Raw genomic sequence first — 16,597 nt, 5'->3', positions numbered from 1 at the left:
GCGGGCACTACCCGCGCTCGCCGCCCTGCGGGGGAACCGTCACCGTCACCGAGGTCAGCAGCGCCACATACTCGCCGAAGGATTCCGTGAGGCCGGCCAGCAGTTCCCTTCCCTTTTCCGCCGAAGCCAGTGAAGGACGCCCGATGACACCGGAATCGGTATAGGCGGACATGCCGAGGGAGAGCAGATGACGCCGGTCGTCCGCGACGAAATCAGCGGCCTCGTAACCGGGCCGGACGCATTCGGGATGCGTGTGCAGAAGAATGGAGGTCTCGATTTCCCCCGCGTGCATGTCGGTGAGCAGCGACGTGACCACCCCGGCCCGCTGCCGCGCCGCCTCCCAGTCCTCCGCGGCCGGGAACAGCGCCATCCGCTCGCCGCGCGCGGAGGCCTCCTGAACGACGTTGCCCAGTACGTAGTTTCCGCCGTGCCCGTTGACCAGCACCAGGGCGTCGACGCCCGAGCGGCGCAGCGAGGCCGCGATGTCCTGTACCACCGCGTGAAGGGTCACCGAGGAGATGCTGACCGTGCCCGGCCAGTCCGCGTGCTCGTGCGAGCAGCCGATCGTCACCGGCGGAAGGAGGTGCACCGGGTACGCGTCGGCGATCTCCCGGGCGATGGCGCAGGCGACGAGGGTGTCGGTGGCCAGCGGCAGGTACGGGCCGTGCTGCTCGAAGCTCCCGACGGGCAGCACGGCGACCTGCCGCGCGAGCCCGGCACCCCGCCTGCGCACATCCTCCGTCGTGTCCGCCGGCACCAGTGAAACGTCCATTTCCCGCACGGCCTTTCGTCTCCGCTCAGAACCCCGGCTGAGGAACTCGAGAATCATGACAGAAAACATTGGCGTACTCGGCAAGAATTCACCCCAACGCACCGATGTGGAACGCGTGGTCAATGTGCCGCTGCCCACCGTGTACGGAGAATTTCAGGCGGTCGGCTACTTCGACCACGAGCGCGGTGACGAGCAGGTGGCCCTGGTGTACGGCGATCCGGGCGCCGACCGCGTCCTCACCCGGCTGCACTCGGAGTGCCTCACCGGAGACGCGTTCGGCTCCCGGCACTGCGAGTGCGGTGACCAACTGGCCTCCGCGCTGCGCGCCGTGGCCGCCGAGGGCAGTGGCATCGTCGTCTATCTGCGCGGGCACGAGGGACGCGGCATCGGCCTGCTGGCCAAGCTGCGCGCCATGGCGTTGCAGGCCGAGGGGCTGGACACCGTCGAGGCCAACCTCGCGCTCGGCCTGCCGGTGGACGCCCGGGACTACGGCGTCGCCGCTCGCATCCTCGACGACCTGGGCGTGCGGTCGGTGCGCCTGATGTCCAACAACCCCCGCAAGCGCGAGGCGTTGGTGCGGCACGGCATCCAGGTCGCCGAGCAGGTGCCGCTGCTGATACCGCCGTGCGAGAGCAACATCACCTACCTGCGCACCAAGAGGGAGCGGCTGGACCACCACCTGCCCCACCTGGACGCGGTGGCGCACGTGTCGTCCTGAATCCGGGAGGGGCCCGGTTCAGTCCGTCACGGCCTCGTGCACCAGCCGTTTGAGGTCCCGGTACACCGTCGGTGAGGACCGGGGCCGGACCTGGGTCATGAACTGCACCGTCAGATCACGGCCCGGGTCGACCCAGAAGGTGGTCGTCGCCACCCCGCTCCAGCCGTACGTGCCGAGCCCGGAGGGCGCCTGCGTACGGCTCGGGTCGGTGACCACGGAGACCCCCAGGCCGAAGCCGACGCCGTCGTTGCCGGGGTCGTCGTGCGCGGGGTGGCTGCCGTAGGAGCGCAGGTCGGCGCCGTCGGGCAGGTGGTTGCGGGTCATCAGGTCCACCGTCGCCGGGGCGAGCAGCCGGACGCCGTCGAGTTCGCCGCCGCGCCGCAGCAGTTCCGCGAAGCGGTGCACGTCGTACGCGGAGGCCACCAGCCCGCCGCTGCCCGACAGGAACCGGGGCCGGCCCCGCAGCGGCAGCCCGGGGACCGGCTCGATGCCGCCGCCGTCCGTCTCCCCGTACAGCTCGGCCAGCCGCTCCGCCTGCTCGTCGGTGACCTCGAACCCGGTGTCCGTCATGCCGAGCGGGCCGAGGATCCGCTCGGCGAAGAAGGTGTCCAGCGCCTGCCCGGACACCACCTCGACCAGCCGTCCCAGCACATTGCTGGCCACCGAGTAGTTCCACCGCGTACCCGGCTCGAACTGGAGCGGCAGGCTCGCGTACAGGTCGACCGTCTCGGCCAGGCCCGCGCCGGGCCGCAGGGACGACTCCAGACTGGCGGCCCGGTACAGCGCGTCGACGGGGTGCACGCGGTAGAAGCCGAACGTCAGCCCGGCGGTGTGGGTCATCAGATGCCGGACGAGGACGGGCCCGGCGGCGGGCCGGGTGACGACGTCGTCCGCGTCCCCCTCCACGTACACCCGCGGTTCGGCGAAGGCCGGGAGGTACCGGTCCACCGGGTCGTCCAGCGACAGCCGGCCCTCCTCCACCAGCATCAGCACGGCCACCGAGGTGACCGGCTTGGTCATGGAGTAGATCCGCCACAGCGTGTCGGCCGTGACGGGCAGTCCGGCCGCCACGTCCCGTCGGCCGTGCACGGTCAGGTGGGCGACCCGCCCGCCGCGGGCGAGGGCCACCAGGAAACCGGGCAGCCGCCCCTCGTCGACGAGTCGGGCGAAGTGCCGGTCGAGCCGGTCCAGGGCCCCGGGGTCCAGCCCGGCCGCGCCCGGGTCGGTCTCCTGCCGCAGTGGTCCCATCGCCGTCGCCCTCCTCGCTCGCCGGACGAGGTGGGTGCGGGGTACCCAGCGGACGCGGTCCCAGACGTCAGGACCGGGCGTCGCCGGCGGTACGCGCCTCGATCGCGCGCAGCACGGCCACCATGTCCTCGCCGCCGTGGCCGAGCGACACCGTCTCCTGACCGCGGTCTCCCGCGAGCTGGGCCCGCTCCTGGACGCCGCCGCCACCGGCGCCTGAACCGGCGGGCGGCGGCGTGCCGTCAGGCGGTCACCGTCTCCGTCTCCGGCTGTGACGCCTTGCGGCGGGACCGCTCGCCGAGGTCCTCCGTCGGGACACCGTGGGTCTCGCGCGCCGAGAGCGCGGCGATCACCGGCGGGACGCACAGAGCCGCCGTGAACAGGGCCACCGCGAACCAGTCGTCGCCGTCCGGGCCCGCGATCTGCGCCGCGAACGTCACCGCGAACCCGGCCACCGCGAAGCCGATCTGGGTGCCGATCGCCACCCCGGACAGCCGGACCCGGGTGGAGAACATCTCGCCGTAGAAGGCCGGCCACACACCGTTCGCTGCGCTGTAGACGACACCGAAGGCGACGATGCCCGTCAGGAACGTCAGCGGGTAGGAGCCGGTCGAGATCGCCCACAGGTACAGGAACATCGTCACCGCGCTGCCCACCGCGCCGATCAGGTACACCGGGCGCCGGCCGATGCGGTCGGACAGCGTCGCCCACAGGGGGATCGCGGCGAGTGCGGCGACGTTGGCGAGGGCGCCCACCCAGAGCATGGCGGTACGGGACATGCCGACCGCGTCACTGGTGGCGTACGCCAGCGCCCAGACCGTGAAGAGCGTGCTGACCGAGGCGATCAGCGCGCCCGCTACCACCCGCAGCACGTCCGCCCAGTGGTCGCGCGCCAGCACGGCCAGCGGCATCTTCGCGACGCCCTCCGTGGCCGCCTGCTGGGCGAAGGCCGGCGTCTCGTCGAGCGTGCGGCGGATGACGTAGCCGACGACGGCGACCACGACGCTCAGCCAGAACGGCACGCGCCAGCCCCAGGACAGCAACTGGTCCTCGGGGAGCGCGGCGATGGGCAGGAAGACCAGGGTGGCGAGCAGTTGCCCGCCCTGGGTGCCGCTGAGGGTGAAACTGGTGAAGAAGCCGCGTTTGTGCGCCGGCGCGTGTTCCAGCGTCATGGAGTTGGCGCTGGCCTGCTCGCCCGCCGCGGAGACGCCCTGGAGGACGCGGCACAGCACCAGCAGGACCGGCGCGAGGGTGCCGACCTGGGCGCGGGTGGGCAGGCAGCCGATGAGGAACGTGGACACGCCCATGAGGACCAGCGTGAACACCATGATCTTCTTGCGGCCGAGGCGGTCGCCGATGTGGCCGAGGAAGAACGCGCCGACCGGACGGGCGGCGTAGGCGACGCCGAACGTGGCCAGCGACAGCAGCGTCGCGGTGGCCGGATCGGACTCGTCGAAGAAGACCTCGGGGAAGATCAGCGCCGCCGCACTGCCGTAGATGAAGAAGTCGTAGTACTCCAGGGCGCTGCCGACCCAGGCGGCCAGCGCCGCCTTCTTCGGCTGGCCGGGCGGAGCGGCGTCGTGGGACGCGGGGGCGGGGACGGACACGGCTGCTCCTTCGGGGGACTCCACCGTAGGCGGAGTGAGCGGAGGGGAGGAATGCCGGACGGCTAATTAACCCACTGGATAGTTAGTCGCGGTTGGCTACGGATGTTGCGCGCAGGTTTCCCGCGTGTCAAGGGGGCACGTCCCCGGCACCGCCGCGGCGGTCAGTCCGCCGCGCGCTCCGCCGTGAGGTAGGCGATCACCATGTCGCCCAGCATGGTGCGGTAGTGCTCGCGCCGGTCCGGGTCGACCAGGTCCCGGCCGAACAGGGCGCCGAAGGTGGCCCGGTTGGAGACGCGGAAGAAGCAGAACGCGCTGATCATCGCGTGCAGGTCGACCGCGTCCACGTCCGCCGTGAACAGGCCCGACTCCTGACCTGCCGCCAGGATCCGGCGGATCACGTCCAGTGCGGGCGAGCCCAGCCGGCCGAGCGCCTCGGACGCGGCGATGTGCTCGGCGCCGTGGATGTTCTCGATGCCGACCAGGCGGATGAAGTCCGGGTGCTGCTCGTGGTGGTCGAAGGTCACCTCCGCGAGGCGCCTGATCGCGGCCACCGGGTCCAGGTGCTCCACGTCGAGCTCCTGCTCGGCCTCCCGGATCACGCCGTACGCCCGCTCCAGCACGGCCGTGAACAACTGCTCCTTGCCGCCGAAGTAGTAGTAGATCATCCGCTTCGTGGTGCGGGTGCGGGCGGCGATCTCGTCGACGCGGGCCCCGTCGTAGCCGGCTCGGGCGAACTCGTGCGTGGCCACGTCGAGGATCTCGGCCCGGGTACGCGCGGCGTCGCGGATGCGCCCGTTCGGTCGTGCCGGCTCGTCGACGCTGGTCATCGGGTTCCTTCGGCTGGGGCGGGGGCGGTCCGGTGATTGTAGAAGCCCGGTCCGCGCACCGGGCCGGGAGTGGTCAGGTCTTCCCCCGGCCCTCACCCGGCTGCTATGACTAACGTACTGGTTCGTACATTAGTGATCCGTGAGGGAGATCCAGGTGGCCAAGGACTCGTTTCTCGTCGGACTGATCGGTTCGGGGATCGGCCCGTCGCTCAGCCCGGCACTGCACGAGCGGGAGGCCGACCGGCAGGGTCTGCGCTACCTGTACCGGCTGATCGACGTCGACGTGCTCGGCGTCCCGCCCGAGGCGGTGGGCGACCTGCTGCGCGCCGCCCGCGACCTGGGCTTCGACGGGCTGAACATCACCCACCCGTGCAAGCAGCTCGTCCTCGGGCACCTGGACGCCCTCGCCCCGCAGGCCGAGGCGCTGGGCGCGGTCAACACGGTCGTCTTCGACGAGGACGGCCGGGCGACCGGCCACAACACCGACGTCACCGGCTTCGCCGCCTCCTTCGCGCGCGGGCTGCCCGACGCGCCGCTGGAGCGGGTCGTGCAGCTCGGCGCCGGGGGCGCGGGCGCCGCCGTCGCCCACGCCACGCTGACCCTGGGCGCCGGACGGGTCACCGTCGTCGACGCGTTGCCCGAGCGGGCCGCCGCGCTCGCCGCCTCGCTGAACCGGCACTTCGGCGAGGGCCGCGCCGCCGGTGCCGGCCCGGACCGCCTGCCCGAGCTGCTGACCGGAGCCGACGGCATCGTGCACGCCACCCCCACCGGCATGGCCGCCCATCCCGGGCTGCCGCTGCCCGCCGGCCTGCTGCACCCCGGGCTGTGGGTCGCCGAGGTCGTCTACCGGCCCCTGGAGACCGAGCTGCTGCGCACCGCCCGCGCGCTGGGCTGCGCCACGCTCGACGGCGGCGGCATGGCCGTCTTCCAGGCCGTCGACGCGTTCAGGCTGTTCACCGGGCGGGAACCCGACGCCGTGCGGATGCTCGCCGACATCACCGACCTGGTGGGCGCCCTCGGGGCCCCGCAGTAGAGAAGAGGCAGTCACGTGCGGACGTCCATCGCCACCGTCTCCCTCAGCGGTTCCCTCACCGAGAAGCTCACGGCCGCCTCCCGGGCCGGCTTCGACGGCGTGGAGATCTTCGAGAACGACCTGCTGGCCAGCCCTCTGACCCCCGAGGAGATCCGCGCCCGCTGCGCCGACCTCGGACTCACCGTCGACCTCTACCAGCCGATGCGGGACATCGAAGCGCTGCCCGAGGAGGAGTTCGCCCGTGCGCTGCGCCGCGCCCGGCACAAGTTCGCCCTGATGGGCAGGCTCGGCGCGGACACCGTCCTGGTCTGCTCCAGCGTCTCCCCGCACGCCCTGGACGACGACGACCTCGCCGCCGAGCAGCTCAGCCGCCTCGCGGACCTGGCCCGCGACCACGGCGTCCGCGTCGCCTACGAGGCGCTCGCCTGGGGCCGGCACATCAGCACCTACGACCACGCCTGGCGCGTCGTCGAGACCGCCGGGCACCCCGCGCTCGGCACCTGCCTCGACAGCTTCCACATCCTCTCGCGCGGCAGCGACCCCAAGGGCATCGAGGACATCCCCGGCGAGAAGATCTTCTTCCTCCAGCTCGCCGACGCCCCGCTGCTCGCGATGGACGTCCTCCAGTGGAGCCGGCACTACCGCTGCTTCCCCGGCCAGGGCGGCTTCGACCTCGCCGGACTGCTCCGGCACGTGCTGCGCACCGGCTACGACGGCCCGCTCTCCCTGGAGGTCTTCAACGACGTCTTCCGGCAGTCCGAGGCCGGCCCCACCGCCGTGGACGGCCGGCGCTCCCTGCTGGTGCTCCAGGAGCAGGCCGGCCTCGCGGCGCAGCCCGCGCCCGTCGTGCCCACCGGTGTCGCCTTCGCCGAACTGGTCACACCCGACGCCGCCCCCGTCTCGGCCGTGCTCGACGCGCTGGGCTTCACCCGCACCGGACGCCACCGCGGCAAACCCGTCGACCTGTGGCAGTGGGGCGACGCCCGCGTCCTCGTCAACACCGGACCGGCCGAGCGCCGCGACGGCACCCGCCTCGCCGCCGTCGGCCTCGAGTCGCCCGACCCCGCGGGAGCGGCCCGCCGCGCCGAGGCCCTGCTCGCCCCGGTGCTGCCGCGCCGCCGCGCCCCGGGCGACGCCCCGCTGGAGGCGGTCGCCGCACCCGACGGCACTGAGCTGTTCTTCTGCGCCACCGAACGCACCGGGCCGTCCGACTGGCGGGCGGACTTCGAGGACACGGGGGCCGTCGCCGGGGCGGGGCCGGGCGGGCGCGTCGACCACCTCTCCCTCGCCCAGCCCTGGCACCAGTTCGACGAGGCGGCGCTCTTCCACCGCAGCGTCCTCGGGCTGCGCCCGCAGGAGAGCGTGGACGTCGCCGACCCCTACGGCCTGCTGCGCAGCCGCGCCGTCACCACCGGCGACGGCGCCGTCCGCATCGTGCTGACCGTCGGCGCGGCCCCGACCGACGACACCGCGCACGCCCAGCACATCGCCCTGGCCACCCACGACGTGGTCGCCGCCGCCCGCCGCTACCGCGCCGCCGGCGGTCCGCTGCTGCCGATCCCGGCCAACTACTACGACGACCTCGCGGCCCGCTTCGAGTTCGCGGACGGCGAGCTGGAGACGTACCGGGAGCTGGGCATCCTCTACGACCGCGACGACCACGGCACCTTCCGGCACTGCTACACGCACACCGTCGGCCGGGTCTTCTTCGAACTCGTCCAGCGCGACGACGGCTACCGCGGCTACGGCGCGGCGAACGCCCCGGTCCGGCTGGCCGCGCAGCACGCGGTACGGGGATTCACCGGCGGCTGACACGCCGACGCCCCCGCCCGGCCGGAGGGCCGGGCGGGGGCGTGCGAGCGGATCACTTCTTCGCCGACTCCACGGCGTGCCCGCCGAACTGGTTGCGCAGTGCGGCGATCATCTTCATCTGCGGCGAGTCGTCCTGCCGGGACGCGAACCGCGCGAACAGGGACGCGGTGATCGCCGGCAGCGGCACCGCGTTGTCGATGGCCGCCTCGACGGTCCAGCGGCCCTCGCCGGAGTCCTCCGCGTAGCCGCGCAGCTTGTCCAGGTGGTGGTCCTCGTCGAGGGCGTTGACGGCCAGGTCGAGGAGCCAGGAGCGGATGACGGTGCCCTCCTGCCAGGAGCGGAAGACCTCGCGGACGTTGTCCACGGAGTCGACCTTCTCCAGCAGCTCCCAGCCCTCGGCGTAGGCCTGCATCATCGCGTACTCGATGCCGTTGTGGACCATCTTGGAGAAGTGCCCCGCGCCGACCTTGCCCGCGTGGACGTAGCCGTACGGGCCCTCCGGCTTGAGCGCGTCGAAGATCGGCTTGAGGTCGTCGACGCACTCCTTCTCGCCGCCGACCATCAGCGCGTAGCCGTTCTTCAGGCCCCACACGCCGCCCGAGACACCGGCGTCGACGAAGTGGATGCCGCGCTTGCCGAGCTCCTCGGCGTGCTTCTCGTCGTCCGTCCAGCGGGAGTTGCCGCCGTCGATGACGGTGTCGCCGGGCTTGAGCAGCGTCGCCAGCTGGTCGATGACGTGCTGCGTGGCGGCCCCGGCCGGGACCATCACCCAGACCGCGCGCGGCCGCTCCAGCTGCTCGACGAGCTCGACCAGGCTGGCGACGTCGGCCTTCTCCGGATTGGTGTCGTATCCGACGACGGTGTGGCCGGCGTTGCGCAGGCGCTCGCGCATGTTGCCGCCCATCTTGCCGAGACCAACGAGACCGATCTGCATGTCAGTGCACTTCCTTCAGTTCACGGTAGGCGGCCACCAGCGCGGCCGTGGACGGGTCGAGACCGGGCACGTCCGCGCCTTCGGTCAGGGCGGGTTCGACGCGCTTGGCGAGGACCTTGCCGAGTTCGACGCCCCACTGGTCGAAGGAGTCGATGTTCCACACCGCGCCCTGCACGAACACCTTGTGCTCGTACAGCGCGATCAGCTGGCCGAGGACCGACGGGGTCAGCTCGCCGGCCAGGACGGTCGTGGTGGGGTGGTTGCCGTGGAAGGTGCGGTGCGGCACCTGCTCCTCGGGCACGCCCTCCGCCCGCACCTCGTCGGCGGTCTTGCCGAACGCGAGCGCCTGGGTCTGGGCGAAGAAGTTGGCCATCAGCAGGTCGTGCTGGGCCTTCAGCTCGTCGCTCAGCTCCGCCACCGGCCGGGCGAAGCCGATGAAGTCCGCCGGGATCAGCTTGGTGCCCTGGTGGATCAGCTGGTAATAGGCGTGCTGTCCGTTGGTGCCGGGCGTTCCCCACACCACCGGCCCGGTCTGCCACTCCACCGGACGGCCCTCGCGGTCCGTCGACTTGCCGTTGGACTCCATGTCGAGCTGCTGGAGGTAGGCGGTGAACTTCGACAGGTAGTGCGAGTACGGCAGCACCGCGTGCGACTGCGCGTCGAAGAAGTTGCCGTACCAGATGCCCAGCAGGCCGAGGATCAGCGGGGCGTTGTCCTCCGCCTCGGCGTTGCGGAAGTGCTCGTCGACGATGCGGAACCCGTCGAGCATCTCCCGGAAGCGGTCCGGGCCGATGGCGATCATCAGGGACAGGCCGATCGCCGAGTCGTACGAGTAGCGTCCGCCGACCCAGTCCCAGAACTCGAACATGTTGGCCGTGTCGATGCCGAAGCCGGCGACCTTCTCGGCGTTGGTCGAGAGGGCGACGAAGTGCTTCGCGACCGCCTTCTCCTCGCCCCCGAGCCCGGCCAGCAGCCAGGACCGGGCCGAGGTGGCGTTCGTGATGGTCTCGATCGTGGTGAACGTCTTGGACGCCACGATGAAGAGGGTCTCCGCCGGGTCCAGGTCCCGGACCGCCTCGTGCAGGTCGGCGCCGTCCACGTTGGACACGAACCGGAAGGTCAGCGAACGGTCCGTGAAGGCCCGCAGCGCCTCGTACGCCATCGCCGGACCGAGGTCGGAGCCGCCGATGCCGATGTTGACGACGTTGCGGATGCGCTTGCCGGTGTGACCGGTCCACTCGCCGGAACGGACCCGGTCCGCGAAGTCGGCCATCTTGTCCAGGACGGCGTGGACCTTCGGGACGACGTTCTCGCCGTCGACCTCGATCACCGCGTCCCGCGGGGCGCGCAGCGCGGTGTGCAGCACGGCGCGGTCCTCGGTGATGTTGATCCGCTCGCCGCGGAACATGGCGTCGCGCAGCCCGGACACGTCGGTGGCGGCGGCCAGTTCCCGCAGCAGGGACAGCGTCTCGTCGGTGACCAGGTGCTTGGAGTAGTCGATGCGCAGGTCGCCGACGCGCACGACGTACCGCTCGGCCCGGCCCGGGTCCCGGTCGAACAGCTCGCGCAGGTCGGGACGCGCGAGCGCGTCCGCACGGTGGTCCTTCAGCGCCGTCCACTCGGGCCGGTCGGTGAGCTTGGGGGTGTCAGACATGGACGGGCGTCTCCTTGTCGGCCTCGCCGCGCAGGGCGATGGCGTACATCTCGTCCGCGTCGAGGCGCCTGAGCTCCTCGGCGATGAGTTCGGAGGTGGGGCGGACCTTCAGCGCGAGCGAACGCGGGGGCTGGTCCGGCAGGGTGAGTGTGGCGAGCGGGCCTTCCGGCCGGTCGATGACGATCTCGCCGTTCGCGGTGCCCAGGCGGACCGCCGTGACGACCGGGCCGTCGGTGACCACCCGGTCGACCCGCACGTTCAGCCGTGCCTCCAGCCAGCGGGCCAGCAGCTCGGCGGCCGGGTTGTCCGCCTCGGCCTCCACGGCCGCCGAGGTCACCGGCACCCGGGCCTGGTCCAGCGCCGCGGCCAGCATGGAGCGCCACAGCGTCAGCCGGGTCCAGGCGAGGTCGGTGTCGCCGGGCGCGTAGGAGCGGACCCGCTTCTCCAGGACCTCCATCGGCCGCTCGACCGCGTACAGGTCGGTGATCCGGCGCTGGGCCAGCGCGCCCAGCGGGTCCTTCGCCGGGTTGTCGGGCGCCTCCACCGGCCACCACACGACGACCGGGGCGTCCGGCAGCAGCAACGGCAGCACGACCGAGTCGGCGTGCTCGGACACCTCGCCGTACATGCGCAGCACGACCGTCTCGCCGGTGCCGGCCTCCGAGCCCACGCGGACCTCGGCGTCGAGGTGCGAGCGGGTGCGGTCGCGCAGGTTGCGGGCGTGCCGCTTGATGACGACCAGGGTGCGCGAGGGGTGCTCGTGCGAGGCCTCCTCGGCGGCCTTGATCGAGTCGTAGGCGTTCTCCTCGTCCGTGACGATCACCATCGTCAGGACCATGCCCACGGCCGGGGTGCCGATGGCGCGGCGGCCCTGCACCAGCGCCTTGTTGACCTTGCTTGCCGTGGTGTCGGTCAGGTCGATCCTCATGGCCTGCGCCAGCTCCGTCCGTCTCGTGCGAGCATCTCGTCGGCTTCCCGGGGTCCCCAGCTGCCCGAGGCGTACTGTGCGGGCCTGCCGTGCGTGGCCCAGTACTCCTCGATCGGATCGAGGATCCGCCAGGACTCTTCCACTTCCTGGTGACGGGGGAACAGGTTGGCGTCGCCCAGAAGGACGTCCAGGATCAGCCGTTCGTACGCCTCCGGGCTCGACTCCGTGAAGGACTCGCCGTACGCGAAGTCCATGGACACGTCCCGGATCTCCATCGACGTGCCCGGCACCTTCGAGCCGAACCGCACCGTCATGCCCTCGTCGGGCTGGACGCGGATGACGATCGCGTTCTCGCCCAGCTCCTCCGTCGCGGTGGAATCGAAGGGGGAGTGCGGCGCCCGCTGGAAGACGACCGCGATCTCCGTGACCCTGCGGCCCAGGCGCTTGCCGGTGCGCAGGTAGAACGGGACGCCCGCCCAGCGGCGGTTGTCGATCGCCAGCTTGACCGCGGCGTAGGTGTCGGTCGTGGAGGCCGGGTCGATGCCCTCCTCCTCCAGGTAACCGGGGACCTGCGCGCCGCCCTGCCAGCCGGCCGCGTACTGCCCGCGCACGGTGTGCTCGCCGAGGTCGTCCGGCAGCCGTACCGCCTTCAGCACCTTCAGCTTCTCGGTGAGCAGCGACGTCGCGTCGAAGGAGGCGGGCTCCTCCATCGCGGTGAGCGCGAGCAGCTGGAGCAGGTGGTTCTGGATGACGTCGCGGGCGGCGCCGATGCCGTCGTAGTAACCGGCCCGGCCGCCGATGCCGATGTCCTCGGCCATGGTGATCTGCACGTGGTCCACGTAGGACCGGTTCCAGATCGGCTCGTACATCTGGTTGGCGAAGCGCAGCGCCAGGATGTTCTGGACGGTCTCCTTGCCCAGGTAGTGGTCGATGCGGAAGACCTGCTCCGGGTCGAAGACGTCGTGCACGAGCGCGTTCAGGTCGCAGGCGCTGTCCAGGTCGTGCCCGAACGGCTTCTCGATGACCGCGCGGCGCCAGGAGCCCTCCGGGGCGTCGGCCAGCCCGTGCTTCTTGAGCTGCTGGACGACCTTCGGGAAGAACTTCGGCGGCACGGAGAGGTAGAAGGCGTAGTTGCCGCTGGTGCCGCGGGAGGCGTCCAGTTCCTCGACGGCCTTGCGCAGCTGTTCGAACGCGTTGTCGTCGTCGAAGTCGCCGGGGATGAAGCGCATGCCCTCGGCGAGCTGCTGCCAGACCTCCTCGCGGAACGGCGTGCGCGCGTGCTCCTTGACGGCGTCGTGCACGACCTCGGCGAAGTCCTGGTCCTCCCAGTCCCGGCGGGCGAACCCGACCAGGGAGAAGCCCGGCGGCAGCAGACCCCGGTTGGCGAGGTCGTACACGGCCGGCATCAGCTTCTTGCGGGACAGGTCGCCGGTGACACCGAAGATGACCAGGCCGGAAGGGCCCGCGATGCGCGGGAGGCGGCGGTCCTGCGGATCGCGCAGGGGATTGCTCCAGTCGAGCGGCGCCACGGGCTCGACGGTGCCGTCACCCGTCTTTCCGCTCCCGGCCTTCTCGGCGGCGCCGGCCGCCCCGGGCTTCTTGGCGGACCGTGCGGACCTGCTCGCCCGGGCGGCCTTGGGGGCCTCGGCGGCCGGAGACTCGTCGGTCTCCTCGGCCGTCAGCGGTCCGGCGGCCTCCTGGGACGCCGTCGCCTCCTTGGCTTCCTTCGTCGCCTTGGTCTCGTGGACCCTCGTAGCGGGAAGCTCCTCGCTCATTCCCCGTCAACTCCCTTGTTGTTGAGGGACTTCGTCACGGCGTCGAGCAGGTCCTGCCAGGCCGCCTCGAACTTGGCGACGCCCTCCTGCTCCAGCTGCTCCACCACCTCGTCGTACGAGATGCCGAGCCGCTCCACGGCCGCGAGGTCGGCCCGGGCCTGGGCGTAACCACCGGTGACCGTGTCACCCCGGACTTCACCGTGATCGGCGGCGGCGTCCAGGGTGGCCTCCGGCATCGTGTTCACGGTGCCGGGAGCGACCAGCTCCTCCACGTACAGGGTGTCCCGATATGCGGGGTCCTTCACACCGGTGGACGCCCACAGGGGGCGCTGGGCGTTGGCCCGGGCGCCGGCGAGGGCGGTGAACCGGTCGCCCGGCTGTGTCGATTCGTCGGCAGAGCCGAACACGCTCTCGTACGCCTCGTAGGCCAGTCGTGCGTTGGCCAGCGCCGCCCTGCCCTTCAGGGCGAGGGCCTCGTCCGTGCCCAGCAGCGTCAGCCGCTTGTCGATCTCGCTGTCGACGCGGGAGACGAAGAAGGAGGCCACGGAGTGGATGCCCGACAGGTCGATCCCGGCCGCCCGCGCCTTCTCCAGACCGGCGAGGTAGGCGTCCATGACCTCGCGGTAGCGCTCCAGCGAGAAGATCAGCGTGACGTTGACGCTGATGCCCGCCCCGATGACCTCGGTGATCGCCGGGAGACCGGCCTTCGTCGCCGGAATCTTGATCATCACGTTGGGGCGGTCGACCAGCCAGGCCAGCTGCCGGGCCTCGGCGATCGTGGCCGTCGTGTCGTGGGCCAGGCGCGGGTCGACCTCGATGGAGACCCGGCCGTCCCGGCCGCCGGTGGCGTCGTACACCGGGCGCAGCACGTCGGCGGCGGCGCGGACGTCGGCCGTGGTCATCATGCGGACCGCCTCGTCGACGGCGACGCCCCGGGTCGCCAGGTCGGCGAGCTGCTCCTCGTAGCCCTCACCGGAGCCGATGGCGGCCTGGAAGATCGACGGGTTGGTGGTGACGCCGACGACGTTCTTCGTGGCGATCAGCTCGGCGAGGTTGCCGGACTCGATCCGCCGCCGCGACAGGTCGTCCAGCCAGATGGAGACGCCCGCCTCGGACAGGCGTCGCAGTGCTCCCGCGGTGGCGGTTGCTTCGGTCACAGTGATCATCTTCTCTTTCTGCGGTTCTTTCGGCGTGCGGACCCGGTCGGCTCAGCCGCGGACGGCGGCGAGGGACTCCCGGGCGGCGGCGGCGACGTGCTCGGCGGTGAAGCCGTACTCGGCGAACAGGGTCTTGGCGTCGGCGGAGGCGCCGAAGTGCTCCAGGGAGACGATCCGGCCCGCGTCGCCCACGAAGCGGTACCAGGTCAGGCCGATCCCGGCCTCGACGGCCACCCGGGCCTTCACGGACGGCGGCAGCACGCTGTCGCGGTACTCGCGCGGCTGCTCCTCGAACCACTCGACGGACGGCATCGACACCACCCGGGTGGGGGTGCCCTCCGCCTCCAGCGCCTCCCGCGCGGCCACGGCGAGCTGGACCTCGGAGCCGGTGGCGATCAGGACGACGTCCGGGGAGCCGGTGGAGGCATCCTTCAGGACGTAGCCGCCGCGCGCGGCGTCCGGGTTCGGCTCGTACGTCGGCACGCCCTGGCGGGTCAGCGCGAGGCCGTGCGGGGCCGGGGCGGTGGAGTGCCGCTTGAGGATCTCGGCCCAGGCGATGGCGGTCTCGTTGGCGTCGGCCGGGCGGACGACGTTGAGGCCGGGGATGGCGCGCAGCGCGGCCAGGTGCTCGACGGGCTGGTGGGTGGGGCCGTCCTCGCCGAGGCCGATGGAGTCGTGCGTCCACACGTAGGTCACCGGGAGCTGCATCAGGGCGGACATCCGCACGGCGTTGCGCATGTAGTCGGAGAACACCAGGAAGGTGCCGCCGTAGACGCGGGTGTTGCCGTGCAGGGCGATGCCGTTCATCTCCGCGGCCATCGAGAACTCGCGGATGCCGAAGTGCACGGTGCGCCCGTACGGGTCGGCCTCCGGCAGCGGGTTGCCCTCGGGGAGGAAGGAGCTGGTCTTGTCGATGGTCGTGTTGTTCGAGCCGGCCAGGTCGGCGGAGCCGCCCCACAGCTCGGGCAGGACCGGGCCGAGGGCCTGGAGGACCTTGCCGGACGCGGCGCGGGTGGCGACCGCCCGGCCGGGCTCGAACACGGGCAGCGCGTCCTGCCAGCCCTCGGGCAGGCGGCCCGCGACGACCCGGTCGAACAGCTGCGCGCGGTCCGGCTGGGCGCCGCGCCACTTGTCGAGCCGCTTGTCCCAGGCGGCGTGCGCCTCGGCGCCCCGGTCCAGGGCCGCGCGGGTGTGGGCGAGCACGTCGTCGGCGACCTCGAAGGACCGCTCCGGGTCGAAGCCGAGGACGCGCTTGGTGGCCGCGACCTCGTCCTCGCCGAGGGCGGAGCCGTGGGACGCCTCGGTGTTCTGGGCGTTCGGTGCGGGCCAGGCGATGATCGTGCGCATGGCGATGATGGAGGGGCGCCCGGTCTCGGCCTTCGCCGCCGTCAGGGCCGCGTGCAGGGCGTGCACGTCGACGTCGCCGTTCTCGGCGGGCTCGATGCGCTGCACGTGCCAGCCGTAGGCCTCGTACCGCTTCAGCACGTCCTCGGAGAACGCGGTCGCGGTGTCGCCCTCGATGGAGATGTGGTTGTCGTCGTACAGGAAGACCAGGTTGCCGAGCTTCTGGTGACCGGCGAGGGACGACGCCTCGGCGGAGACGCCCTCCTGGAGGTCGCCGTCGGAGACGATCGCCCAGATCGTGTGGTCGAAGGGGGACTCGCCCGCGGGGGCCTCGGGGTCGAACAGGCCGCGCTCGTAGCGGGCGGCCATCGCCATGCCCACCGCGTTCGCGACGCCCTGGCCGAGCGGGCCGGTGGTGGTCTCCACGCCCGCGGTGTGCCCGTACTCCGGGTGGCCCGGCGTCTTCGAGCCGTGGGTACGGAACGCCTTGAGGTCGTCCAGCTCCAGCTCGTACCCGGCCAGGTAGAGCTGGGTGTAGAGGGTCAGCGAGGTGTGGCCGGGGGACAGCACGAAGCGGTCACGGCCGGTCCATTCCGGGTCCGCGGGGTCGTGCCGCATCACCTTCTGAAAGATCGTGTACGCCGCGGGGGCGAGGGCCATCGCCGTGCCCGGGTGGCCGTTCCCCACCTTCTGCACGGCGTCGGCCGCCAGAACACGGGCGGTGTCGACGGCACGCCGGTCGAGTTCGGTCCATTCGAAGCTGTCCGTTGTCTGCGTGCTCATCTTCAAGA

At 71.8% G+C, this 16,597-nt stretch carries 14 protein-coding genes; 4 read left to right on the top strand and 10 right to left on the bottom strand.

Annotation, left to right across the window (positions count from 1 at the left end):
- Positions 1 to 7 precede the first annotated feature (7 nt).
- Entirely contained in the window at positions 8 to 772 is a 765-nt protein-coding gene (locus ACIRG6_RS14570; protein ID WP_364677124.1) for a creatininase family protein, read from the bottom strand.
- A gap of 55 nt (positions 773 to 827) precedes the next feature.
- Here ACIRG6_RS14570 and ribA point away from each other — a divergent pair, with 55 nt between their 5' ends.
- A complete protein-coding gene (gene ribA / locus ACIRG6_RS14565; RefSeq protein ID WP_403322761.1) occupies positions 828 to 1,490 on the top strand; it encodes a GTP cyclohydrolase II in 663 nt (220 codons plus the stop codon).
- 18 nt (positions 1,491 to 1,508) lie between these two features.
- On the opposite strand, the gene ACIRG6_RS14560 is transcribed toward ribA, so the two are convergent.
- Positions 1,509 to 2,738: a serine hydrolase domain-containing protein gene (locus tag ACIRG6_RS14560; protein ID WP_403322758.1), complete on the bottom strand. Its 1,230-nt coding sequence runs from the start codon at positions 2,736 to 2,738 to the stop codon at positions 1,509 to 1,511.
- A gap of 34 nt (positions 2,739 to 2,772) precedes the next feature.
- Here ACIRG6_RS14560 and ACIRG6_RS14555 point away from each other — a divergent pair, with 34 nt between their 5' ends.
- Entirely contained in the window at positions 2,773 to 2,955 is a 183-nt protein-coding gene (locus tag ACIRG6_RS14555) for a hypothetical protein (protein ID WP_365020869.1), read from the top strand.
- Between the two features lie 22 nt (positions 2,956 to 2,977).
- Here ACIRG6_RS14555 and ACIRG6_RS14550 read toward each other — a convergent pair whose 3' ends face one another.
- Both ACIRG6_RS14550 and ACIRG6_RS14545 read right to left on the bottom strand, forming a co-directional pair.
- Positions 2,978 to 4,342, bottom strand: a complete 1,365-nt coding sequence (locus tag ACIRG6_RS14550) for an MFS transporter (RefSeq protein WP_403322755.1) — start codon at positions 4,340 to 4,342, stop codon at positions 2,978 to 2,980.
- A 161-nt stretch (positions 4,343 to 4,503) separates the two neighbouring features.
- The gene (locus tag ACIRG6_RS14545; RefSeq protein ID WP_364677132.1) at positions 4,504 to 5,169 is read right to left on the bottom strand and encodes a TetR/AcrR family transcriptional regulator; all 666 of its coding nucleotides are present in this window, start codon (positions 5,167 to 5,169) and stop codon (positions 4,504 to 4,506) included.
- Positions 5,170 to 5,323: 154 nt separating this feature from the next.
- Between ACIRG6_RS14545 and ACIRG6_RS14540 the strand changes: the two genes are divergently transcribed.
- Together ACIRG6_RS14540 and ACIRG6_RS14535 are read left to right on the top strand one after the other, a co-directional pair.
- The gene (locus ACIRG6_RS14540; protein ID WP_403323127.1) at positions 5,324 to 6,202 is read left to right on the top strand and encodes a shikimate dehydrogenase; all 879 of its coding nucleotides are present in this window, start codon (positions 5,324 to 5,326) and stop codon (positions 6,200 to 6,202) included.
- Between the two features lie 15 nt (positions 6,203 to 6,217).
- Positions 6,218 to 8,014, top strand: a complete 1,797-nt coding sequence (locus ACIRG6_RS14535) for a bifunctional sugar phosphate isomerase/epimerase/4-hydroxyphenylpyruvate dioxygenase family protein (protein WP_403322751.1) — start codon at positions 6,218 to 6,220, stop codon at positions 8,012 to 8,014.
- Positions 8,015 to 8,066: 52 nt separating this feature from the next.
- Here the strand turns inward: ACIRG6_RS14535 and gnd are convergent, their stop codons facing one another.
- Genes gnd through tkt form a run of 6 tightly spaced genes read right to left on the bottom strand, consistent with a single transcriptional unit; the run spans position 8,067 to position 16,589 of the window.
- Entirely contained in the window at positions 8,067 to 8,948 is an 882-nt protein-coding gene (gnd, locus tag ACIRG6_RS14530; protein WP_318215317.1) for a phosphogluconate dehydrogenase (NAD(+)-dependent, decarboxylating), read from the bottom strand.
- Between the two features lies 1 nt (position 8,949).
- Complete coding sequence (pgi, locus tag ACIRG6_RS14525) at positions 8,950 to 10,602, bottom strand: glucose-6-phosphate isomerase (protein WP_364677136.1); 1,653 nt, start codon at positions 10,600 to 10,602, stop codon at positions 8,950 to 8,952.
- A complete protein-coding gene (gene opcA / locus ACIRG6_RS14520; protein ID WP_350715120.1) occupies positions 10,595 to 11,530 on the bottom strand; it encodes a glucose-6-phosphate dehydrogenase assembly protein OpcA in 936 nt (311 codons plus the stop codon). Before opcA ends, pgi begins: the two co-directional genes overlap by 8 nt.
- Positions 11,527 to 13,305, bottom strand: coding sequence for a glucose-6-phosphate dehydrogenase (zwf, locus tag ACIRG6_RS14515; RefSeq protein WP_403322747.1), 1,779 nt, complete (start codon positions 13,303 to 13,305; stop codon positions 11,527 to 11,529). The genes opcA and zwf overlap by 4 nt, the downstream gene beginning before the upstream one ends.
- Positions 13,302 to 14,471 carry a transaldolase gene (gene tal / locus ACIRG6_RS14510; protein ID WP_403322744.1) on the bottom strand — a complete coding sequence of 390 codons (1,170 nt, stop codon included), beginning with the start codon at positions 14,469 to 14,471 and terminating at the stop codon, positions 13,302 to 13,304. Before tal ends, zwf begins: the two co-directional genes overlap by 4 nt.
- 42 nt (positions 14,472 to 14,513) lie before the next feature.
- Positions 14,514 to 16,589 (bottom strand): transketolase, encoded by a 2,076-nt coding sequence (gene tkt / locus ACIRG6_RS14505; RefSeq protein WP_364677142.1) that lies wholly within the window; start codon positions 16,587 to 16,589, stop codon positions 14,514 to 14,516.
- Between the last annotated feature and the right edge of the window lie 8 nt (positions 16,590 to 16,597).

Origin of the sequence: Streptomyces flaveolus (assembly GCF_044765825.1) — a bacterium.
Lineage (GTDB): Bacteria > Actinomycetota > Actinomycetes > Streptomycetales > Streptomycetaceae > Streptomyces > Streptomyces flaveolus.
This window is presented reverse-complemented; position numbering and strand designations above follow the sequence as displayed.

Excerpts from the sequence above, each read along its gene's own strand:
- ACIRG6_RS14570 (WP_364677124.1), bottom strand. The coding sequence starts at position 772 with ATGGACGTTTCACTGGTGCCGGCGGACACGACGGAGGATGTGCGCAGG.
- ribA (WP_403322761.1), top strand. The coding sequence starts at position 828 with ATGACAGAAAACATTGGCGTACTCGGCAAGAATTCACCCCAACGCACC.
- ACIRG6_RS14560 (WP_403322758.1), bottom strand. The coding sequence starts at position 2,738 with ATGGGACCACTGCGGCAGGAGACCGACCCGGGCGCGGCCGGGCTGGAC.
- ACIRG6_RS14545 (WP_364677132.1), bottom strand. The coding sequence starts at position 5,169 with ATGACCAGCGTCGACGAGCCGGCACGACCGAACGGGCGCATCCGCGAC.
- gnd (WP_318215317.1), bottom strand. The coding sequence starts at position 8,948 with ATGCAGATCGGTCTCGTTGGTCTCGGCAAGATGGGCGGCAACATGCGC.
- pgi (WP_364677136.1), bottom strand. The coding sequence starts at position 10,602 with ATGTCTGACACCCCCAAGCTCACCGACCGGCCCGAGTGGACGGCGCTG.
- opcA (WP_350715120.1), bottom strand. The coding sequence starts at position 11,530 with ATGAGGATCGACCTGACCGACACCACGGCAAGCAAGGTCAACAAGGCG.
- zwf (WP_403322747.1), bottom strand. The coding sequence starts at position 13,305 with ATGAGCGAGGAGCTTCCCGCTACGAGGGTCCACGAGACCAAGGCGACG.
- tal (WP_403322744.1), bottom strand. The coding sequence starts at position 14,471 with ATGATCACTGTGACCGAAGCAACCGCCACCGCGGGAGCACTGCGACGC.
- tkt (WP_364677142.1), bottom strand. The coding sequence starts at position 16,589 with ATGAGCACGCAGACAACGGACAGCTTCGAATGGACCGAACTCGACCGG.